The organism is Planococcus sp. TJ-307 (genome assembly GCF_058268435.1).
In genome coordinates, this window is record NZ_JBZDOJ010000001.1 from 558,758 (window position 1) to 578,535 (window position 19,778).

Sequence of the window (19,778 nt, forward strand, 5' to 3'; positions counted from 1 at the left end):
CCTTTTTGAAATATTATGCAGTTTGAAGAGCGATGGCGGGACCGAAAAATTCAAAGTGAATTTGTTCTTCTTTCATGCCAAGTGCCCGCAGTTCTTGAATTATGGCTTCCATGAAAGGTACAGGACCGCACACATAGGCGTCGCCTGTAACGTCAATGTACTCTTCCAAAATAGCCCGTGTAATATAGCCTTGAGGTTTATCGGAATAAAGTGTCTTGTAGCTGGCATTGTCCATAGCTGCCACGTATTTCTGGATATCCTTGTCAAAAGCATGCAAAGATTCATTCCGCGCAGCGTGAAGGAACGCAGTCGGACGTTCCGGTGTCAAAGTAGCGACTGTTTCGAACATGCTCATCATGGGTGTGATGCCAACACCGCCACTGATAAATGCTACAGGTGTAGTTTTCTCAGTATCCAGGACAAATTCGCCTGCAGGTGCACTGACTTCAAAGCGGTCGCCGACGTTCATTTCGTCATGAAGATAAACTGAAACACGGCCGTTAGGATCATTGTCTGCATCGCGTTTAACTGAGATACGGAATTCATCTTGCTGCACAGCTTGAGAGAGGCTGTACTGGCGATTAAATAAATACGCTTCGCCTGGAATGGCTAGACGTACAGAAATGTATTGGCCCGCCTGGTAAGAAGGTACATTTTTGCCATCAGCTGGTTTTAAGTAGAAAGAAGTAATATTTTTACTTTCTTTTTCTTTACGGACAATTGTGAAGTCTTTGAAGAAACTCCAGCCATTTTCCTGAGATTCCATTTTTGCATACATGTCTTTTTCAAGGCCGATAAAGGCATCTGCAATCATGCCATAAGTTTCTGCCCAAGCATTGATGATGTCGTCAGTTGCTGCATCACCCAATACTTCCTTGATGGCTTTTAGCAAGTATTCTCCAACAATCGGATAATGTTCCGGCTTGATTCCCAAACTTACGTGTTTGTTGGCAATTTGGACAATCGCGGGAAGGATTGCTTCCAAATTTTCGATGTGGACTGCTGCAGCATAGACGGTATTCGCTAAAGCGGCTTGCTGGCGCCCTTTTTTCTGATTCGCTTGGTTAAAAATATTATAAAGTTCAGGATGCGCTTCGAACATATTTTTGTAAAACACAGTCGTAATTTTTGTTCCGTGGACTTCTAATACCGGTACAGTGGATTTTATAATCGCTATCGTTTCTTGTGACAACATCGTCGATCTCTCCTTTTGTTTTCTATAACCTGACTATACGCCCGAAATGATTTTAAAGATACATTTAAAATACATCTTTAAAATATAGACACAACTCGCTTCACACAAAAGTCACAACAAAGAAAAGCGAAAGCGCCCATGTAGCTCTGCCGGGCATAAGACGTGAAAACATATTTTTATATTTCTATTAATTGGTTATACGTTCCGATTTTGCGCAAATACTTTCTGTTTGAACAGAAATACTTTCTAAGTTCACCCCAATACTTTCCACTACACCAGAAATACTTTTTAAAGAAATTTGAATGCTTGCAATACCTAAATAAAGTTCCGATTTAAGCATGGTAGACCAGAAAGATCCAAATACTTTCGGACTTATTGAAAAGTCGTTATACTAAATTGGCAGAAGAGGTGAAAAATAATGAGACTAACCATGTATACAGACTTCTCATTACGTGTATTGATTTATTTGGGAACTAAGGAATCGGGCAAATTAACGACTATACAAGAAATTTCCGACGCATACAATATATCGAAAAATCATTTAACAAAAGTTACATTTGAGCTGGGGAAAGCTGGTTTTATTCATACAGTAAGAGGGAGAGGCGGGGGCATTCGTCTGGCAGACCTTCCTCAAAATATCAACGTTGGGGCAGTCGTAAGACAAATGGAAGACGATTTTCATTTGGTTGAATGCTTCGATCCACAACGCAACAGCTGTCCGATTTCTCCAATTTGTGGTCTGCGCGGTGTATTGGGGAAAGCACTTCATGCATACTTGACTGTTTTGGATGAATATACGCTCGAAGACTTGTTATTCAACAGAGAAGGACTTCGTGAAATTTTGCGTACGTAAAAACGGCTCAAAAATTTGAGCCGTTTTTTATATTTATAATTCCAATGATTGTGGTTCTTGCCCTTTTTTATTCATCAAGCGGACGCGGTCAGGTTTGATCGCTAGAATGATGAGGTTTGGATCATCAGGCCCTTCAAACCAACCTTCTAAATGCTCGTTCCATACTTTATCGATCAACTCGCGGTCATCATTTAAAGACATCGTACCTTCAATCTCTAAAAATGTATCGCCGACCCCTTCACCATCATAGCCTAAAAGAATATGAGCGTTCGGGTTAGCTTCCAGCTCATCAACTTTTTGTGTCTTTTTGTTGGTTGCTGTGTAGAGGGTAAAATCATCATTAAAAAAAGTCATGTAGCGCGAATGGGGTTTATTTCCTTTGATTGTTGCCAATGTCCCCACATAACTTTCCTCTAAAATTTTCAAGGCCGCTTTTTTTACATCTTCCTGATTCATCCATACCACTCCTTTTATGTTTGTACTTATCTATTCCTTTTTAACTTCGAATTAAACATAAAAGGCCTGCTGAAGCAGCAGGCCATTAAATACGTTCCACTTCTTTTGGGGTTCGGTTAAAGGCACTTGGCAATACCATCCCTACAAGAATAATAATAATTCCACCAATTTGAAGAAAACTCAAAGTTTCATTTAAAATAATAACGGATGCTAAAATAGCTACCGGCAATTCCATTGCACTTAAAATGGAAGCAAGCCCCGAGCCGACATGCGGCACAGCGACCGAGAAAAAGTAGATAGGCATGATGATGCCAAAGACGCCCAGCAGCAATCCGAAAATCCATAGGCCTTCACTGAACAATTGCCCATTCCAGACAATCTCGGGCGTTTGGAAAAAGCCAACTACAATTGCTGCAAACAGCGATACGTAAAACAAGCGGGCAGAAGTATCCATGCCTTCGATTTGCTTGCCATTGACGAACATGAATGCAGAAAAACAAAAAGCTGCGCCAATTCCCCAAGCCCATCCTTGCCATGGGATCCCGCTCAAGTCTGTTCCGATAATGCCCGCTGCAAACAAGGTTCCGGCAAATAACAAGATCAGAGATACTACTTCTGTGCGTTTTAGCCATCTGCGGTTGACGATACAATCGAGGAACATGCCAATCCATGTAAATTGGAAGAGCAGCACTACCGCGAGCGAAGCGGGCAAGTAGTTCAGCGAATGGGCGTATACCATGCCGGTAACAGCTGTTGAAGTACCGGACAGCACTAAAATTTTCCATCCTTTAATACGTGGCATTTTACGTTGTGTAACAAAAAATAAAAGAGCCGCTAATGCGAATCCTATAAAGTATTGGGCGGTTACTGCTTCTGCAGCAGTGAATCCATTTTTCATGGCCACTTTGATAATGGTTGAGAGAACTCCATAAGAGCTCGCTGCTATGACAACCATAAGCGGATAAATTAAGTTTTTCATCTTCTTTCACTCCTGTTCAAACGAGAATCATAGCACAAAAAAACCGCGGAGCATAGCCTCTGCGGTCTTTTTTGAAAGCATTCATTTTTACGAAAATTCGCGCTGATTACTCTGGGAATTTTTCTTCGCTTGAAGAATTGCTCTTCGTTGCTCGTTTGTTTCCTTCTTCTTTTTTCTCTTGCTTTAAATCTTCCATTGGAATGGCATCGACCGTCATTTCCTCTTCGTGCATTTCGGAAAGACTTTTTTTATCTGTTTTAAACTGTTCTGGATTATCCATAGAAGCGCCGTCTCTTGTTTGACGGTCTTCCTGACTGAATGGTTTTTTGTCTGACATGTAAAGCACCTCTTTCGTTTTGTCTTACTTCTTATATTCCTTTAATGAATTATTTGAAACATGACTTCACACCTTGCAAAAAAACATCCTTAAATCCATAAGAAATATAAGCAATATGATAAAATAGAACTAGCAATTGAGAGGAGCTTCAACATGACTACAGAATCAGCAATAACAGTAGGCGGATTGAGTTTTGAATGGAATTTGGCTGAAGGCCGTTTTTTATTTGAGGGACAAGAATCTGTTCTTTTTTGGACGGCATCCGCAATGAAAATGTTTTTTGATTCCCTGGAAGAGATTTCTGGAAAAGACGCAGCGAACATGGTGTTGGAATCCACAGGATACCGGCAAGGGCTGGTAGTAGGAGAATACTTTCAAAGCATGAAAGGAATATCTATCGAAGATGCCGCTCAATCAATTACTAACACGTATGCATCTGCAGGGTGGGGCTTAGCAGAAATAAAAGAACTTAATACAGAAACACGTACATAGGAAGTGCATCTAAAAAACAGCTGGGAACATATAATCAATGTGGCTCAGAAAAAAGAGCAAGGAGGCAGCTTTTTGCCTGCTCATTATGCTGGATTTTTTTCATCTTTGTTCCAGCAAAATATGTGGTACAAGGTTGTCCATCATCAATTGGACGGCTATCCGGAGAGTATTATTCAGTATTTCCCTTCAGAGGAGACCATTGAAAAGAACATTCATCAATTATCACGTTTAAAAGAAGCGGAAAAAATAAATGAACTCGAACGCTTAGTGGATGAAAAAACGAGAGAATTAAATGAAATGATCAAAGAAATTTCCTCTCCGCTTATTCCGGTTTTGGAAGATATCGTTGTCGTGCCTTTACTGGGGACTTATGATGAAGCCCGGGCAGAAGAGTTGTTAGTGAAAACACTGCAAAATCTGCCCAAGCACAAAGCCAAGTATTTGATTTTGGATTTGACCGGTTTAAACCACAATTTTACTCAGCATGCAGCAATGCTGATAGAAAAGTTAGGGTCAGCCGCATCGTTAATCGGAACACAAACGATATTGGTGGGCATCTCAGCAAAAATGAGCCTGACGATTACAGACTCAGGCATCAACTTATCAAAATTTCAATGTTTCCAAACGCTGCAGCACGGCATTCATTATGCCTTAGCTCAAAATGGACGATGCATCGTATAAGTTGAAAAAAAAGCGTATTGGATCTGATCCAATACGCTTTTTTTGTTTATTTACTTAGCAGATTTGACGATTTCAATAATGACTTGTGTTGCTCTTTCCATGTTCTCGGCTGAAATGAACTCGTATTTTCCGTGGTAGTTTTCTCCACCCGTGAAAATATTCGGAGTTGGAAGCCCCATATAGGATAACTGGGATCCGTCTGTTCCACCGCGAACTGGAACAATGTTGGGTTTAATGCCGAGTGCAGTCATCGCATGTTCAGCATTGTCGACAATCTCAATAACAGGCTCAATTTTCTCACGCATATTGTAATACTGATCTTCGATTTCCAAATGGATGGCTTCTTCACCATATTGCTGCTGCAGTTTTTTAGCAACTGACTGCATATGCTGCTTTTTGGCCTCGAACTTATCTTTATCGAAATCACGGATAATATACGTCAGTTCCGCGGTTTCCACATTGCCGGTAAAATTGTTCAAATGGATAAACCCTTCGTATCCTTCGGTCAATTCAGGCACTTCGCTTTTCGGCATTTCCTGCTGAAATTGAATGGCTACTGTTTGGGCATTGACCATTTTGTCTTTTGCTGAACCAGGATGAACGCTTTTTCCTTGGACCACTAGTTTGCCGCTGGCGGCATTAAAGCTTTCATACTGCAATTCGCCAAGAGGGCCACCATCCATTGTGTAAGCATATTTTGCACCAAAACGTTCTACATCAAACTTGTGTGGGCCACGGCCAATTTCTTCATCCGGTGTAAATGCGACACGAATTTCTCCGTGCTCAATTTCCGGGTGGGTATGTAAATAGTCCATTGCCGTCATGATTTCAGCGATACCGGCTTTATTATCAGCGCCAAGAAGAGTTGTTCCGTCTGTTGTAATCAATGTATGCCCAACATAGTTTTGAAGGGCGGGAAAGTCGGCAACCGTCATCACAACACTCTCGTTCAACGGAATGTCCTGTCCATCGTAATTATTGATCCGTTGTGGATTGACATTTTTTCCGGTAAAGTCGGTGGCTGTATCTACATGTGCCAGAAAGCCGATTACTGGAATGTCCCGCTCTGTGTTGGCTGGCAGCGTGCCAAACAGATAACCAGCGCTATCCATTCCAACATCGGTTAGGCCAATGGAATTCATCTCCTGTTCCAACTCACGGAGCAAATCAAACTGGGTATCCGTAGAAGGTGTAGTGGTGCTGTTAAAATCAGATTGTGTATCGATTTTTGCGTAACGGACAAGCCGTTCAATTAAGTTCTCCAACATATATAATCCCCCTCGAATAAGTTCTGTATACATTGAACAGTGGGTTCAACCTATATAGGAATAGTTTAGCATGAAGTGGGAAAGGGATGAAAATTCTGGATAAAAAAACGATGCCCCTGTGAGGAGCATCGTTTTTTTAATTTTGTAGTTTTGCTTTCACAGCATCGGCGTGAACCGTTTTAATTTGTTCTAAAAGAGCCGTCTCCGTAAGCAGGCGATAGCCGGTATTGGCCAACGCTTTTGCACCTTTAATGAGGGCGCTGTTTCCATGTTCCGATTTAGCAGCTTCACGGAACTCAGCCGTATGGGCAATCAAGCTCTCAGGTCCAATTTTAATATAACCATGCGCAGTAGGAACTTCATAACTGATATTGCCAGCGTCTGTAGAGCCAAGGCCAGAGATGCGGGAGTCGGCCACAGCCTCGCCTTGTGCTTCGAGCTCGCTTCGGACAATTGCGTCGAGAGCCGGAGTAAGGACCAAGTCACGAACTTCATTTTGGAAACGCTCGATTTTCACGGTAGCACCCGTTGCCAAAGCAGCGCCTTCGGCAATGGCACGGATTTTGCGCGCGGTATCAGATGTTTTCTTCCAGGAATCGCCGCGGATGTAAAAGCGGGCAGCCGCATATTCGGGAATGATGTTCGGTGCATCCCCTCCGTGTGTAATGATGCCATGGACACGTGCATCTGATGGCAGTTGTTGCCGCAGTGCATTAATGCTGTTAAACAGCTGCAAAACGGCATCGAGTGCATTGATGCCTTCTTCAGGAGATCCTGCCGCATGGGCAGGCTTGCCATAAAAGTGGAATTCCAATGGATCGACTGCCAGGGAAGGACCGGTGACAGCCGAATTCCCGGAAGGATGCAGCATTAAAGCAGCATCAATGCCTTCGAGCAGGCCATGTTTCACGAAACTGCCTTTGGCACTGCCATTTGGACCGCCTTCTTCTGCAGGTGTTCCAAGCACCACAACGCGGCCGCCGGTAGTTTCCAGTGTTTCAGATAAGGCAATAGCGGCCGCAACACTGGTTGTTCCAATGATATTGTGGCCGCAGGCATGGCCGATACCCGGAAGTGCGTCGTACTCAGCCAGGTAGGCAATCGTCGGTCCAGGAAGAGAACTTTTCTTGCTGGCGAAAAAGGCAGTATCGTGGCCTGCAACTGCTTTCTCAACGGAAAACCCTGCATCCTCAAGCAAACGAATCAGTAGCGAACTGGCATAAACCTCTTCGTTGCCAATTTCAGGTTTGGCATGGATTGCCTGGCTTGTGTCAATGTAAATGCTGCCTCGGGAATCGATTGACTGGCTAAGAGTTTGTGCTGCTTCCTTTGTAAGGGTCATTGGAATTCCTCCTGTAAAGGTTAGATTGAATGCATGATGGATTGACTATAATTGAGGCTGTACGAAAAGCCATGTTTGGTTCAATCGGAAATGCTTATTCGTAATCGACCAATTCCTCAACTGTTACAACAGTTGGAATCTGAGCGCCTTCTGTGTGTTCGATAATGAAGTCAGCAGTTTCTTCCTGCTGATAAATTTCGACGATTTTCTGGTATGCTTCGTTGTCTGCTTCTTCAGCACTTGCAGCAATCAAGTTGATGTACGGTTTAGCTGTGTCGCTTTCGCGGGCAATCGGATCTTCAGTCGGGTTTAAGCCAGCATCTACTGCAACGCCGTTGTTGATGACGGAACCGGCAACATCCGGCATAGCGCGTGGCGTGTGGCCAGAAACCATTGGCATAATTTCAATGTTTTTCGGGTTATCGATAATGTCTTCGGCAGTTCCTGTAAGCCCGGCATCCTCAGATAAGGTGATCAATCCTGCTTCATCGAGCAGCAGGAGGGCACGGCCCATGTTGGTTGCTTCGTTTGGCATTGCGATTTGCGAACCTTCAGGAATTTCATCGATTGATTCGTATTTGTCGGAGTACAAGCCCATTGGCGCAATGACAGTTGAGCCGATTGGCACGATATCGATATTGTGTTCTTCCACAAACTCATCAAAGTACGAAATGGTTTGGAAAGCATTCAAGTCAAGTTCTCCTTCAGCAAGTGCCAAGTTTGGTGCTACGTAGTCGGAAAAAGTTTGAATTTCCAAATCAATTCCTTCAGCTTCTGCTTTATCGGCAATGTAATCCCAGATAGTGGTGTCGGAACCGCTGATGCCAAGCGTAACGGTAGTGTTGCCTTCAGAACTGCTGTCGTCTCCGCAAGCCCCAAGAGTTAGTGCTGCAAGTGAAAGTAATGCTGTAGCTGTAATTTTTTTCATGATTAATTCCTCCAATTTCTCTCTAATGTTTTTATTCGTTCTAAACTTTTTATATCCGTCAGAGCTACACGGGCGCTTGCGCTTTTCTTTGTCTAGACTCTAGCTGCCAGATTCTCGGGTCATAAGCCACTCTGGCTGTGCGGCAACGAACGCCGCTTCGCCAAATCGTCTTATGCCTGTCGAATCTAAACGGCAGCTTCCGCTTTTCTTTCTGTCCAGCTCCAGCACCCAGCTCTTTGGGTCATAAGCCAGCCCAGCTGTGCGGCTGAAAAAACGCCGCTTCGCCGGTCTGTCTTATGCCCGTCAGAGCTACACGGGCGCATCCGCTTTTCACGTCAACTGCGTCGCACACTTCTTGAAAATACATTTCCGAGTGTTTGGACGCCTTGCACGAGAACAACAAGAATCGCTACTGTAATGAACATGACAAGCGTGTCGAATCGCTGGTAGCCATAAGTGATGGCCAAATCGCCAAGGCCGCCGCCTCCGATGGCACCTGCCATCGCCGATGCACCAATCAGGCCAACTACCGCGATGGTTAATGCGAGAACCAGGGAGCTTAGAGCTTCTGGAATGAGAAAGCGGAAAATGATTTGCATCGGTGTGGCGCCTATTGCTTGAGCCGCTTCGATAACGCCTTTGTCGACTTCCAATAAGGAGTTTTCAATCAACCGAGCAATATAAGGGCCAGCGTAGAAGACCAATGGCACAATGGCAGCAGCTGTTCCGATGGACGTGCCGACGATCAGGCGGGTCAAAGGAATAATGGCCACCATCAAAATGATAAATGGAACGGACCGGAAAATATTGATGACAATGTTGAGCACTTTGGAAATCGGTTCGTTTTCCAATAAATGGCCTTTGCGTGTAACCACTAGCAAGATGCCGAGTGGAAAGCCAATCAATAACGAAAAGCCGAAGGATGCGCCGGTCATGTAAATGGTTTCCCATAAAGCTTCTAAGATTTGTTCGTAATTAACTGACATAGTTATTGACCTCCTCTATTTGAATATCACTGTCCCGAATAGAGGATAAGGCTCGCCGGATTTCACTTGGCTCTCCGGAAAATTCAACAATCAGGTTGCCGTAAGGAATGCCCTGCAACTCTGTAACATTGCCGAACAGCACGTTCAAATCAACTTTGAAATCCCGCGAGACACGCGACATGAACGGTTTGCCGACCGAATTTCCAGTAAACTGGAGGCGATAAATCGCATTGTCGCTTTTGGCGTTCTGAATTTGCAAGAGCAGTGATTCCGGAAGCTCATCATTCATTACCGAGCGGACAAAACGTTTTGTCGTAGGTTGTTGCGGGTTCGAGAAAATATCGAAAACGCTGCCTTGCTCAATGACTTTTCCTGCTTCAAGCACAGCTACCTTATCGCAAATTTCCCGGATAACGCCCATCTCATGTGTAATGAGCAAAATGGTGATGTTGTATTCATTGTTGATTTTGCGCAGCAGATCCAAAATTGATTTAGTCGTCTGCGGATCGAGTGCCGAGGTCGCTTCGTCGCATAGCAGGACGGAAGGGTTGGTAGCCAGCGCACGGGCAATGCCGATTCGCTGTTTTTGTCCACCGGATAGCTGATCTGGGTACTTTTGTGCCTGATCCCCCAGACCGACAAAGTCGAGCAGGTCTTTTACTTGTTTTTCGATCTCCGCTTTTGGTGTTTTCGCCAACAAAAGCGGCATCGCAACATTATGGTAAACCGTTTTTGAATTCAGCAGATTAAAATGCTGAAAAATCATGCCGATGTCTTTTCGGATGGTGCGGATTTCCTTGCTGGATAGGGTGGATATGTCTTTTCCCTGAATCATTACACGTCCTGTGGTAGGGCGTTCGAGCAGGTTGACCGTGCGGATCAATGAACTTTTTCCGGCTCCACTAAAGCCGATAACTCCGTATATTTCTCCGGTTTCGACGGTCAGGTCAATGCCATTCAAGGCATGGATTTCCTGTTTGCCTGATTGGTAGGTCTTGGCGACGCCTTCGAATTGAATCATGGTGATGGTGCCTCCTTAGGTTGGAATGAATTGTATCAAATCGACGGTGTCTCAAATGCTGATTGAGATAATAGACAAAAAAGAGCCCTCTTTTTTCTCATCCATAAGAAAAAAGAGGGCTCCAGTTGAAACCATCTAATTCTCATCTTCCAAATGCCTTAAATGGCATTTGCAGGAGTTGGCACAGTTTTTGCGGTTAAACAAATCTGCTGCCGAAACGTCTCAGGGCCTGTCCCTCGGTTTCTCTTGATAAGAAAGTGATGTATGCTATTCGATTCGTGAGTCTTACTTTATGGTGAAATAACAAAAAAGTCAAGAAAAACTTTGAGATTTATTTCACAATCTTTAAAATGTGAGAAAAACCACTGTGAAATCTACTTTAAGATGATGTACTAGATTTCTTGCGCAAAACTGAAGATACTTTACTTTCAGTACCATCTTTTATTCGGATAATGTTTTCATTATGCTTCCATACGGCCATAGCAAATAAAGCCGAAGCAGTCAGCAAGGGCCAAGCTCCAGATGCCGGAATAAAAGCAATGACAAAATAAACGGCATAAAGAACAAATACGCCAATTACCAAGTAGTCTGTTGCAAGCGAAACGCCGATCAACAGAATCAGTCCAAGCAACCCAAGCTTCCAATCGAGGGCGAGCATAACGCCAATGACTGAAGCGGTTCCTTTCCCGCCGTCAAAGTTCATGTAAAAGGGAAAGTTGTGCCCGAAAACTACCCCGGCACCTGCCACAAACAACAAAGCCCAAGTCATTTCAGCTGAGAAGTTTCCTGTTTCCAATAATAAGCGGAGACCTGCAACTGCAGCAAATCCTTTAAAAATATCAATAAATGCAACAAGCAATCCATATTTCCAGCCCAATACGATCGCAGCATTGGATGCACCGGAATTTTTCACGCCTTCTTTTTTTACGTTAACTCCTGACAAAGCCTGTGCAGCAAGGGATCCGTGAAAACAACCAATGATATAGCCTGCAACGAATAATAGCAAAATCCAAACCAGCATACCGATTCCTCCTCTATACTAAATGTTAACGTTTGAGTGAAAGGAAGGTTTCAAAATTTTTTGACTAATACGCTTGACAAAAAGCGCTGAAGTTTTTATACTTCTCAACAAGATGAAAAACCAAATCAAATACTCTTATCAAGAGTGGCGGAGGGATAGGCCCTGTGATGCCCGGCAACCAACAGACATTTTGTCTGGAAAGGTGCTAATTCCTACAGAACTGATCGACAGGTTCTGACAGATAAGAGGAGGAAACTCCGTAATTTACGGCCCTCTTCTTAACCGAAGGGGGCTTTTTGCTGTCCCTTTCTGCATGAATAGTATCCACAAAAAATAGGGGGAATGGAAAATGACCAACTTAAAACCAGAAACATTATTGCTTCACGGGGGACAACAGCCGGATCCTACGACAGGATCAAGAGGGGTTCCCATCTACAAAACTACTTCTTACGTTTTTAAAGACACTCAGCATGCACAGGATCTTTTTGGACTGAAGGATACCGGCAATATTTATTCGCGTATCATGAATCCGACGGTCGATGTCTTTGAACAGCGGGTAGCGTTATTAGAAGGCGGAACAGCAGCTGTTGCCTTGTCCTCCGGAATGGCGGCCATTGCTTTTTCCATTATGAATATAGCAGAAGCTGGAGACGAAATTGTGGCAGACAGCAACCTGTATGGCGGAACATACAATTTATTGGCGAACACGTTGCCGCGTTATGGCATTACGACAAAATTTGTGGATGCGACAAATCCCGAAAACTTCAAAGCGGCGATTACAGATAAAACCAAAGTTCTATTCGGTGAAATTATTGGCAACCCGAGCTTGAATGTCTTTGATGTAGAAAAAGTAGCAGCCATTGCTCATGAAAATGGAATTCCACTATTGATCGATAATACCTTCGCGTCGCCATATGGCAGCAATCCCATTGAATACGGAGCAGATGTCGTCATTCATTCCGCTACAAAATGGATTGGCGGGCATGGCACGACAATTGGCGGAGTGGCAGTAGACGCGGGAACGTTCAATTGGGACAATCCTCGCTTTCCGAATTACACACAGCCGGACGAAACATACCACGGATTGCGGTATGGCATCGATGTACCGGAAGCGGCTTTTGCGACAAAGTTACGTGTTCAACTGCTTCGGGATTTTGGGCCATCCCTCAGTCCGGAAAGTGCCCATGCTTTGTTGCAAGGGTTGGAAACCTTGCACCTGCGCATTCCAAAACACAATAGCAATGCCCAACTTGTCGCCGATTATTTGAAACAACACCCGCAAATCGAGTGGGTGAATTTCCTTGGTTTTGAAGATCATCCTTCTCATCAACTGGCGAAGAAATACTTGAAAAACGACGGTTATGGATCAATTGTCAATTTTGGAATTAAAGGCGGGCGTGAAGCGGGCCGGAAAGTGATTGACAGCGTCCATCTGTGGTCTCATGTAGCCAATGTAGGGGATGCTAAATCACTGATCATTCATCCGGCTTCGACTACGCATCAACAATTGAACAACGAGGAACTACAAGCATCCGGCGTAACAGAGGAGCTAATTCGCTTGTCTGTCGGGTTGGAGAATGCAGAAGACTTGATCGCTGATTTGGAGCAAGCGATTCAGGCAGCCGTATTGGAAAATGCATAAGGAGGGATTTTCATGAAAACAGTCTCCATCGGCTCGTTAACCCTGGATTCAATGGAGGTTTTAAACGATGTTGAACTTGCATATGAACGTCTTGGAGACCGGGAATCTCCGGTTGTCCTAGTCTGCCATGCATTGACAGGCGACCAATATGCAATTGGCACAGAGGGCAATCCAGGGTGGTGGGCTGGGTTGATTGGACCAGGCAAACCGGTGGATACGACTATTTTTCAAGTGATTACCTTTAATGTTCTTGGAGGATGCCACGGATCAACGGGTCCTTTATCGACAGATCCGGCAACGGGAAATCCCTACCATGCTGCGTTTCCAACCCTGACCATACGTGACATGGTACGCGCTGAATACTGTGCACTCAAAAAGCTTGGCATCAACCATCTCAAAGGTGTGATTGGCGGTTCGTTAGGTGGAATGAAGACCTTGGAATGGGGAAGATCTTACCCTGAATTCATCGATGCGGTTTTTCCTTTAGCCGTAACCCCCTATTACAGTGATTACGGTGTCGCTTTTAATCACATCGGCATACTAGCAATAGAAAGTGACAGTGAATTTAATGGTGGAAAGTATAAAGATTCTGCTCGTTTAAAAGGTTTTGAAGTGGCACGAATGGCAGGCATGGTTACTTATCGGAGCGGCAATATGTTTAATCAGCGATTTGGACGAACCCATGACGGCAACGAATTCGATGTTCAATCTTACTTGAATTATCAAGGGAAGAAACTGGCGGGCCGATTTGATGCCAATAGTTATGTGCTGCTGTTGAAAGCAATGAATACACATGACATCCAAGATGCTGTTCTGGATATTCCAGTGTTTTCATTATCATTTACTCATGATTTGCTTTATCCAAGTGAACTAATGATTCCATGGCTTGAAAAACAAAAAGTGGCAAGCTGGGAAATTGTTGAAACGGAATTTGGCCATGATGGGTTTCTTGTAGAGTTTGAAAAATGGGGCGGGTTTATAAAGAACAAGTTAAAAAGCCTTTTAGTGCCTGAACTTACGCGCTGAGAGAGATTTACAAAAAAGCATCTGAACGGGAAGGTTCCCCGTCAGATGCTTTTTGTAGTCAATCTTCATCCTCAATATCCACATCGTCTGGGATGGGCATGGCACGCCATTCTTCAAGCGCTTGTTTTGCTTCTTCCAACTGTTGGAAATGCGTACCGAACTGAGAGGTATTGATCATGTACTGTTCTCCATCATGGACTGCTCGAATACGGCCTTCCAATACGTAGCGTTGAACTTGCTCTTCAGGCATGGACAAAAAGGCGGCAGTTTCCTGGACTGTCATATACATAGGATCCCCTCCTCTTTTCTTTTATTATAATAGAAGGGGGGAGCTATCTCAATTTATTAACGGCATGGAAGAGTATGCAGAAAGGCAGAGGTGTTGATTTTGAATTACATAGCTTATTTATGGGTGTTGCTGGCTGCCGTCTTATGGGGGACGACCGGAACAGCCCAGTCTTTTTTCGTTGGTACAGCGCATCCGCTGTCGATTGGCGCATTTCGCTTAGCGATAGGTGGTTTTTCTTTAATGATCTTCGTGCTGGTAGCGAGAACGTTAGCGATCCGTTCGATTCCATGGCCCGCCGCCATTTTTTCTGCCATCAGTATGGCCTTGTTTCAACCATTATTTTTTTCCTCGGTCCAGTTAACGGGAATTGCGATCGGCACGGTTGTGACGATCGGCAGTGCACCTGTACTAACGGGAATAATCGAATGGCTTGCCTTTAAGAAAAGGCCTGACAGAATTTGGGCAATCGCCACCCTGCTGGCATTGGCAGGATGTGTTTTGCTGTTTGCCAATAAAGGGCAGCAGCTGGTGGATCCAGTGGGAATTGCCATGGCTCTTGGTGCAGGGTTGGCTTTTGCAATCTATGCTCTTGCCAGTAAAAATGTATTGACGGTAATGGAGCCGGTTTCTGCTGTTGCGGTTATTTTTTCACTAAGCGCCTGCTGTCTGCTGCCATTTTTATTGTTCTTTGATTTGTCTTACGCAACAGTGTCAGGAAACGTATGGCTGCTCGTCTATTTAGGGATTGGAGCGACAAGCCTGTCCTATATTTTGTTTTCTTTTGGATTAAAACAGATTCCATCTTCTTCCGCCGTAACCTTATCGTTAGCCGAACCACTGACGGCGGCAGTCTTAGGGGTTCTGGTCGTAGGAGAAGTGTTGAGCGGTCTTTCTTGGGTTGGGGTGATGCTGCTCCTATGCGGAATTGTCGTGTTGACTATGGGCAGAAAAGGCCAGTTGTCTTCTTGAAGAGTTGGATTTGCCATGGCAACTCACTAGTTGAGGCGTTTTTTGGTTTCGAGAGTTTATTTTAAGTAAAGAATGGGGATAGTAGATAAGATCTAAAAAACTATATAAGGAGTTGAGCGTATGAATGATGTAGGGAATTCCTTCAGAGGAGTCGGCAATACGATTATTGATTACATTCCAAACGTATTGGGAGCACTGCTATTATTACTTATTGCATGGGTTGTAGCAACGATTGTACGGGCGATTTTCACGAAAGGATTAAAAAAAGCAGGCGTTGATAAAGCAATGGTCAGAGGGCACATGGCAAAAACAAAAGAAGATGCAGACAGCAAATTGGATTCTATAGGGAAAATTCTTTATTACCTGATCTTCATTTTATTTATTCCAAGTGTTTTGCAAACGCTGAATATGGACAACGTGGCACAGCCGATTTCAAACATGATGGATAAGCTATTGGCATTCCTGCCAAATCTTCTCATGGCCATCATAATTATCGTCATTGGCTACTTTGTAGCGAAGTTTGTGAAAAACTTAGTGTTTAGCCTTTTATCAGCGATCAATATTGATAAATGGTTTAACAAAGTTACCAGCAAGACCGGTGCAACATCGACTGGGACTGCCCGTATGGATGCAAGCGACAAATCGACGCTGGCGAACGTTCTGGCCAATGTAGTCTTCGTCATCGTTCTGATTCCGATCTTGACGATTGCACTCGAGACATTGAATATCCGCTCTATTTCTGAGCCGATTGTCAATATGCTCAACCAAGTGCTGAACATGATTCCGAATATTTTTGTGGCAATTATTTTGATACTAGTCGGTGTCTTGATTGCTAAATTTGTTGGAGATCTATTGATCAGCTTATTGAACGGGACAGGCATCAACCGTTTCTCGACGTACTTGAATCCGGATAAATCAAAAACGCCAAGCTTTGATATTGCAAACATCATTGGCAAGGTAGTACAAACCATTATTATCATCTTCTTTACAGTAGAAGCAATGAACGTTTTACAGCTTGATGTATTAAATGGCATTGGTTCAGCCATCATTGCTTACATGCCGCTTCTAATCAGTTCACTGATCATTTTAGGCCTTGGATTAATTGGCGGCAGTTTGCTTGGAAACTACATCAAGCAGTCTTCTGGCAACCGTTTCCTTGGATCTGTCGTAAAATACGTTATCATCATTATTGCTGTATTTATGACTTTGGATCAGTTGAATTTTGCCACTAATATTGTGAACTTGGCATTCCTGTTCATTATTGCCGGACTCGCTGTGGCATTTGCCATTTCCTTCGGTATGGGCGGCCGCGAATTTGCGAAGCGCCAGCTTGAGAAGTTGGAAAAGAAAATGGAAAAAGAAAACGATAAACCAAATCTATAAACGCATAATTCTATTCCTCTTGAGCTGTCATTTGCTCAAGAGGATTTTTTGTTGTTGATCGTTCATGCATGTTTATCCGAAGAAGATGAGAATTGGAAATTAATTCAACTAATTTTATGTGAATAAAAAATATCTTAAAATACTAATGCTGATAATTTTTTTAGTTTAGTTTATCTTTAGGTTTAAAAATAGGCGTTTTTTTTAATAAAATTTAATTTGAAAGAAAATTAAATTATATAGTTATAGTTATTTAAATAATTTAAAAATTCAGTTGACTTGTTTTTATGCAAGCGGTTACAATCAAGACAGTTATCAATAGCAGGATAAAAGGGGGGAGGTTTTGCGTAAATCTGAGCGATCGCTCAGTTGAAAAGGGATAAGAACCTAGTGGAAATGGGGGATTCGATGAAAGCATACAAAAAAGAAGTGCAGTTTACCATTTGGATGACAGCCGCCTTTATTTTAGTAGGAAATGTAGGGTTAATTTTCTCAATTTTTCCGGTAGATGGTATGTTTTTTGGTTTTCCAATCATGTATATTGTACCAATCCTAATGGGCTGGTTCGGAGTATTCTTTTTAACGATTGTGGCAGGGAAAATTGGAAACCGGATCGACGATGAAATTGACAGCGAAAACGAAGCGCTCGGAGTTTCCGAAGAAGCAAAGGATGTGTAGCTAATGGAAGCGCAAAACTGGCAATTATCAAACCCAATTCTTGGGCTAGCAGTAGTAGCCGCAACGTTTGTCTTGTTTTACGTCGTTGGGTTCCTGTCCAATCGGAAAAGTGCCTCAGCTAAGGATCTTTACATAGGCGGCGGAAATGTAGGAGCTTTCACCAATGGGCTGGCGATGGCCGCAACGTATATGAGTTTGGCGACATTCCTGGGCATCACGGCGCTGATTCTTCAGCTGCAAGTACCGTTCATCATGCTATGGATCCAGCTAATTTTAGCAATCCCGTTGATCACCATTATTTACGGCACAAGCCTGCGCCGGATGGGAGCTTTCTCTCCTACTCATTTTATCCGTGACCGGTACGGTGTGACCGCCTCCATTATTGCTGCTCTCTTTATGATTTTAGTATCCATTATGTATGCTTTGGGACAAATGATTGGAATTGCCATCACTTTTGAAACTTTACTTGGCATTCCCTATTTAACTGGACTTTTTGTTTTCGGAATTATCATTGTCGGCTATATCACAATCGGAGGAATGGCGGGAGCGACCAACAATGCTGCAATCCAAATGGTCATTATCGCTTTAATGTTCATTCTTCCGTTGGGTGCCATCATGAAAGCAGTCGGAGCGACCGGGTGGTATTTTCCACCGTTGTTTTATTCGGACATGGTTCCGGCGATGTTAGAATCTTTGCCGACCTTCTTCGACTATCAGTTCTCGCCGAAATGGTATTTCTCCATTATTCCGGCTTTGACAATCGGAGCTTTAGGGCTTCCGCATTTGGCGATGCGTGTCTATACAGCATCTAACTTGAAAAGTGCGCGTTCTGCGATGGTTTGGTTTGCGTTCATTCTTGGGTTGGTGTTCTCAGCAACTTATGCCATGGGATTTGTTGGTGTTTATGCAACAGCTACCCAAGGACTGGTCATTTCAGAGGGAGATGCTGATAAACTGACGATTATCTTGAACCTGGTCTATAACCCGGAATGGGTCACTGCGCTTGTTATCGCGGGTGCGATTTCAGCAGGCCTTTCAACCTTGAGCGGCAATTTGCTGGCAATCGGTGCCTTGATTTCCCAAGATATCATTGCTACGTTAAAGCCGAATATTCCTGAACGCCTGAGTTTGCGAATTGGCTTTATTGCCATTTTTGCGGGCGGATTGGTCAGTATCCTATTGGCCATCGAACCGCCCGCGTTCCTAGTCGTTAGTATTCTTTGGGCATTCGGATTAGCAGGGGTCACGAACGCGCCGCTGATTATAGTCGGTGTATGGTGGAAAGAAGCCAATAAATATGGTGCCATCGCTGCTTCTGTTGTTGGGGGTGCGATTTACATTATCGTCTCGCCATTTGTTTTCCCAAGCATCGTTTTGACGGGACATGGAGTAACAGATGGAATGGGCTTATCAGGCGCAATGCTGGCTGTGCCGATTAGTTTCATTCTCTTAATTGTTGTTTCCTATATCACAAACCGTATGCCAGGCCTTCAAAACAAGCTGACTAGGCAATCGGATATTGAGCTGATTGAACGTATCCATGGTTGGAAAGATATTCAGTCATATCGGTATAACAGTACAATAGGGGCTGCAGTCACAGTAGTGGTTTCGGCTGCTGTTGCGATATGGGCATTGATGCCTTGGGGGATGTAAGGAATGAAAGAAGGGGTGAGTAAAATGGTTGGAAAAATGTTTGCTTTAAATGATTCGTCTTTTCGATCATTTTTAGAATTGCCGAAAACCCAGTTTGTAAGCAATGTGCTGTTGTTCATTGTTGGATTAGGCTATGGCGCGATTTCAATCGCGTCAAATGCCTCATACATAAGAAGTTTTGATTCTGCAATGCTGCAAAACTTCATCGTTCCAGTAATTTTCCTCCTTTTCGGACTGTTAATGGCGGTTATCACAAAAGTAGGTTTGGCATTGTTGCTTTGGGCAGGTTCAAAAGGGCTTGGTGGAAAGGGGCGGTTGGGTGACATCAATCGAACGGTTCCGGTTGCCCTGCTGCCAGGATTGTTGGGCGCGCCCTACTTGGCGAATGCGGGGAATGGCCATCTACTGGTTTACGTACTGCTGGCAGTTGGCCTTATATGGATGTACTTGGTTTGTGCTAAAATTATCAAAACAACTCAAAACTTTTCGACTCATAAAGCTTATTTGGGGGCTCTAGCAGCATTCGTTTTTTTAGCAAGCGTCTACTACTTGATCATTCCGCCAGCGTAAAGAAAACTAGAT

Annotated in this window: 19 protein-coding genes, 1 pseudogene and 2 riboswitches; of the genes and pseudogenes, 9 read left to right on the forward strand and 11 right to left on the reverse strand. The window is 43.7% G+C overall.

The annotated features are described in order from the left end of the window. Positions 1–13 precede the first annotated feature (13 nt). Positions 14–1,195: an NO-inducible flavohemoprotein gene (gene hmpA / locus AC4EHK_RS02755; protein WP_490977269.1), complete on the reverse strand. Its 1,182-nt coding sequence runs from the start codon at positions 1,193–1,195 to the stop codon at positions 14–16. A 418-nt stretch (positions 1,196–1,613) separates the two neighbouring features. On the opposite strand from hmpA, the gene AC4EHK_RS02760 reads away from it, so the two are divergent. Beyond that, positions 1,614–2,048: an RrF2 family transcriptional regulator gene (locus AC4EHK_RS02760; protein ID WP_490977270.1), complete on the forward strand. Its 435-nt coding sequence runs from the start codon at positions 1,614–1,616 to the stop codon at positions 2,046–2,048. Positions 2,049–2,081: 33 nt separating this feature from the next. Here AC4EHK_RS02760 and AC4EHK_RS02765 read toward each other — a convergent pair whose 3' ends face one another. The 3 genes from AC4EHK_RS02765 to AC4EHK_RS02775 form a co-directional block, all read right to left on the reverse strand. Then, positions 2,082–2,504 carry a pyridoxamine 5'-phosphate oxidase family protein gene (locus AC4EHK_RS02765; RefSeq protein WP_490977271.1) on the reverse strand — a complete coding sequence of 141 codons (423 nt, stop codon included), beginning with the start codon at positions 2,502–2,504 and terminating at the stop codon, positions 2,082–2,084. Positions 2,505–2,589: 85 nt separating this feature from the next. Continuing rightward, the gene (locus tag AC4EHK_RS02770) at positions 2,590–3,483 is read right to left on the reverse strand and encodes an EamA family transporter (RefSeq protein WP_490977272.1); all 894 of its coding nucleotides are present in this window, start codon (positions 3,481–3,483) and stop codon (positions 2,590–2,592) included. A gap of 106 nt (positions 3,484–3,589) precedes the next feature. Beyond that, positions 3,590–3,820: a YczO family protein gene (locus AC4EHK_RS02775; RefSeq protein ID WP_490977273.1), complete on the reverse strand. Its 231-nt coding sequence runs from the start codon at positions 3,818–3,820 to the stop codon at positions 3,590–3,592. A 153-nt stretch (positions 3,821–3,973) separates the two neighbouring features. Between AC4EHK_RS02775 and AC4EHK_RS02780 the strand changes: the two are divergent. Beyond that, positions 3,974–4,993 (forward strand): annotated as a pseudogene (locus AC4EHK_RS02780) (STAS domain-containing protein). Positions 4,994–5,043: 50 nt separating this feature from the next. On the opposite strand, the gene pepT reads toward AC4EHK_RS02780, so the two are convergent. From pepT to AC4EHK_RS02810, 6 genes are all read right to left on the reverse strand, one after another. Continuing rightward, positions 5,044–6,261, reverse strand: coding sequence for a peptidase T (pepT, locus tag AC4EHK_RS02785; RefSeq protein ID WP_490977274.1), 1,218 nt, complete (start codon positions 6,259–6,261; stop codon positions 5,044–5,046). Positions 6,262–6,397: 136 nt separating this feature from the next. Beyond that, positions 6,398–7,603, reverse strand: coding sequence for a M20 family metallopeptidase (locus AC4EHK_RS02790; RefSeq protein ID WP_490977275.1), 1,206 nt, complete (start codon positions 7,601–7,603; stop codon positions 6,398–6,400). Positions 7,604–7,697: 94 nt separating this feature from the next. Further along, on the reverse strand, positions 7,698–8,531 hold the full coding sequence (locus AC4EHK_RS02795; RefSeq protein WP_490977276.1) for a MetQ/NlpA family ABC transporter substrate-binding protein: 834 nt from the start codon (positions 8,529–8,531) through the stop codon (positions 7,698–7,700). A gap of 335 nt (positions 8,532–8,866) precedes the next feature. Then, positions 8,867–9,517, reverse strand: a complete 651-nt coding sequence (locus tag AC4EHK_RS02800) for a methionine ABC transporter permease (RefSeq protein ID WP_490977277.1) — start codon at positions 9,515–9,517, stop codon at positions 8,867–8,869. Continuing rightward, entirely contained in the window at positions 9,507–10,538 is a 1,032-nt protein-coding gene (locus AC4EHK_RS02805) for a methionine ABC transporter ATP-binding protein (RefSeq protein ID WP_490977278.1), read from the reverse strand. Before AC4EHK_RS02805 ends, AC4EHK_RS02800 begins: the two co-directional genes overlap by 11 nt. A 139-nt stretch (positions 10,539–10,677) precedes the next feature. Beyond that, a riboswitch (SAM riboswitch) is annotated at positions 10,678–10,794 on the reverse strand. Positions 10,795–10,917: 123 nt separating this feature from the next. After that, on the reverse strand, positions 10,918–11,559 hold the full coding sequence (locus AC4EHK_RS02810) for a glycerol-3-phosphate acyltransferase (protein WP_490977279.1): 642 nt from the start codon (positions 11,557–11,559) through the stop codon (positions 10,918–10,920). Positions 11,560–11,691: 132 nt separating this feature from the next. Further along, a riboswitch (SAM riboswitch) is annotated at positions 11,692–11,807 on the forward strand. Between the two features lie 101 nt (positions 11,808–11,908). Between AC4EHK_RS02810 and AC4EHK_RS02815 the strand changes: the two genes are divergently transcribed. Together AC4EHK_RS02815 and metX are read left to right on the forward strand one after the other, a co-directional pair. Further along, positions 11,909–13,201 carry an O-acetylhomoserine aminocarboxypropyltransferase/cysteine synthase family protein gene (locus tag AC4EHK_RS02815; RefSeq protein WP_490977280.1) on the forward strand — a complete coding sequence of 431 codons (1,293 nt, stop codon included), beginning with the start codon at positions 11,909–11,911 and terminating at the stop codon, positions 13,199–13,201. A gap of 12 nt (positions 13,202–13,213) precedes the next feature. Continuing rightward, complete coding sequence (metX, locus tag AC4EHK_RS02820; RefSeq protein ID WP_490977281.1) at positions 13,214–14,227, forward strand: homoserine O-acetyltransferase MetX; 1,014 nt, start codon at positions 13,214–13,216, stop codon at positions 14,225–14,227. Between the two features lie 58 nt (positions 14,228–14,285). Here the strand turns inward: metX and AC4EHK_RS02825 are convergent, their stop codons facing one another. Further along, complete coding sequence (locus AC4EHK_RS02825) at positions 14,286–14,516, reverse strand: helix-turn-helix domain-containing protein (protein ID WP_490977282.1); 231 nt, start codon at positions 14,514–14,516, stop codon at positions 14,286–14,288. A 90-nt stretch (positions 14,517–14,606) separates the two neighbouring features. Here AC4EHK_RS02825 and AC4EHK_RS02830 point away from each other — a divergent pair, with 90 nt between their 5' ends. The 5 genes from AC4EHK_RS02830 to AC4EHK_RS02850 all read left to right on the forward strand — a co-directional run bounded on the left by AC4EHK_RS02830 (position 14,607) and on the right by AC4EHK_RS02850 (position 19,766). After that, a complete protein-coding gene (locus tag AC4EHK_RS02830) occupies positions 14,607–15,485 on the forward strand; it encodes a DMT family transporter (protein ID WP_490977283.1) in 879 nt (292 codons plus the stop codon). 120 nt (positions 15,486–15,605) lie between these two features. Further along, positions 15,606–16,868: a mechanosensitive ion channel gene (locus tag AC4EHK_RS02835; protein WP_490977284.1), complete on the forward strand. Its 1,263-nt coding sequence runs from the start codon at positions 15,606–15,608 to the stop codon at positions 16,866–16,868. A gap of 405 nt (positions 16,869–17,273) precedes the next feature. Then, positions 17,274–17,543, forward strand: coding sequence for a hypothetical protein (locus AC4EHK_RS02840; protein WP_490977285.1), 270 nt, complete (start codon positions 17,274–17,276; stop codon positions 17,541–17,543). Between the two features lie 3 nt (positions 17,544–17,546). Continuing rightward, a complete protein-coding gene (locus AC4EHK_RS02845; protein ID WP_490977286.1) occupies positions 17,547–19,196 on the forward strand; it encodes a solute symporter family protein in 1,650 nt (549 codons plus the stop codon). Between the two features lie 24 nt (positions 19,197–19,220). After that, positions 19,221–19,766 carry a hypothetical protein gene (locus AC4EHK_RS02850; protein WP_490977287.1) on the forward strand — a complete coding sequence of 182 codons (546 nt, stop codon included), beginning with the start codon at positions 19,221–19,223 and terminating at the stop codon, positions 19,764–19,766. Positions 19,767–19,778: the final 12 nt, after the last annotated feature.

Excerpts from the sequence above, each read along its gene's own strand:
- AC4EHK_RS02850 (WP_490977287.1), top strand. The coding sequence starts at position 19,221 with ATGGTTGGAAAAATGTTTGCTTTAAATGATTCGTCTTTTCGATCATTT.
- AC4EHK_RS02765 (WP_490977271.1), bottom strand. The coding sequence starts at position 2,504 with ATGAATCAGGAAGATGTAAAAAAAGCGGCCTTGAAAATTTTAGAGGAA.
- AC4EHK_RS02795 (WP_490977276.1), bottom strand. The coding sequence starts at position 8,531 with ATGAAAAAAATTACAGCTACAGCATTACTTTCACTTGCAGCACTAACT.
- AC4EHK_RS02790 (WP_490977275.1), bottom strand. The coding sequence starts at position 7,603 with ATGACCCTTACAAAGGAAGCAGCACAAACTCTTAGCCAGTCAATCGAT.
- AC4EHK_RS02775 (WP_490977273.1), bottom strand. The coding sequence starts at position 3,820 with ATGTCAGACAAAAAACCATTCAGTCAGGAAGACCGTCAAACAAGAGAC.
- AC4EHK_RS02825 (WP_490977282.1), bottom strand. The coding sequence starts at position 14,516 with ATGTATATGACAGTCCAGGAAACTGCCGCCTTTTTGTCCATGCCTGAA.
- metX (WP_490977281.1), top strand. The coding sequence starts at position 13,214 with ATGAAAACAGTCTCCATCGGCTCGTTAACCCTGGATTCAATGGAGGTT.
- AC4EHK_RS02840 (WP_490977285.1), top strand. The coding sequence starts at position 17,274 with ATGAAAGCATACAAAAAAGAAGTGCAGTTTACCATTTGGATGACAGCC.
- AC4EHK_RS02770 (WP_490977272.1), bottom strand. The coding sequence starts at position 3,483 with ATGAAAAACTTAATTTATCCGCTTATGGTTGTCATAGCAGCGAGCTCT.
- AC4EHK_RS02845 (WP_490977286.1), top strand. The coding sequence starts at position 17,547 with ATGGAAGCGCAAAACTGGCAATTATCAAACCCAATTCTTGGGCTAGCA.
- AC4EHK_RS02815 (WP_490977280.1), top strand. The coding sequence starts at position 11,909 with ATGACCAACTTAAAACCAGAAACATTATTGCTTCACGGGGGACAACAG.
- AC4EHK_RS02835 (WP_490977284.1), top strand. The coding sequence starts at position 15,606 with ATGAATGATGTAGGGAATTCCTTCAGAGGAGTCGGCAATACGATTATT.
- hmpA (WP_490977269.1), bottom strand. The coding sequence starts at position 1,195 with ATGTTGTCACAAGAAACGATAGCGATTATAAAATCCACTGTACCGGTA.
- AC4EHK_RS02810 (WP_490977279.1), bottom strand. The coding sequence starts at position 11,559 with ATGCTGGTTTGGATTTTGCTATTATTCGTTGCAGGCTATATCATTGGT.
- AC4EHK_RS02805 (WP_490977278.1), bottom strand. The coding sequence starts at position 10,538 with ATGATTCAATTCGAAGGCGTCGCCAAGACCTACCAATCAGGCAAACAG.
- AC4EHK_RS02800 (WP_490977277.1), bottom strand. The coding sequence starts at position 9,517 with ATGTCAGTTAATTACGAACAAATCTTAGAAGCTTTATGGGAAACCATT.
- AC4EHK_RS02760 (WP_490977270.1), top strand. The coding sequence starts at position 1,614 with ATGAGACTAACCATGTATACAGACTTCTCATTACGTGTATTGATTTAT.
- pepT (WP_490977274.1), bottom strand. The coding sequence starts at position 6,261 with ATGTTGGAGAACTTAATTGAACGGCTTGTCCGTTACGCAAAAATCGAT.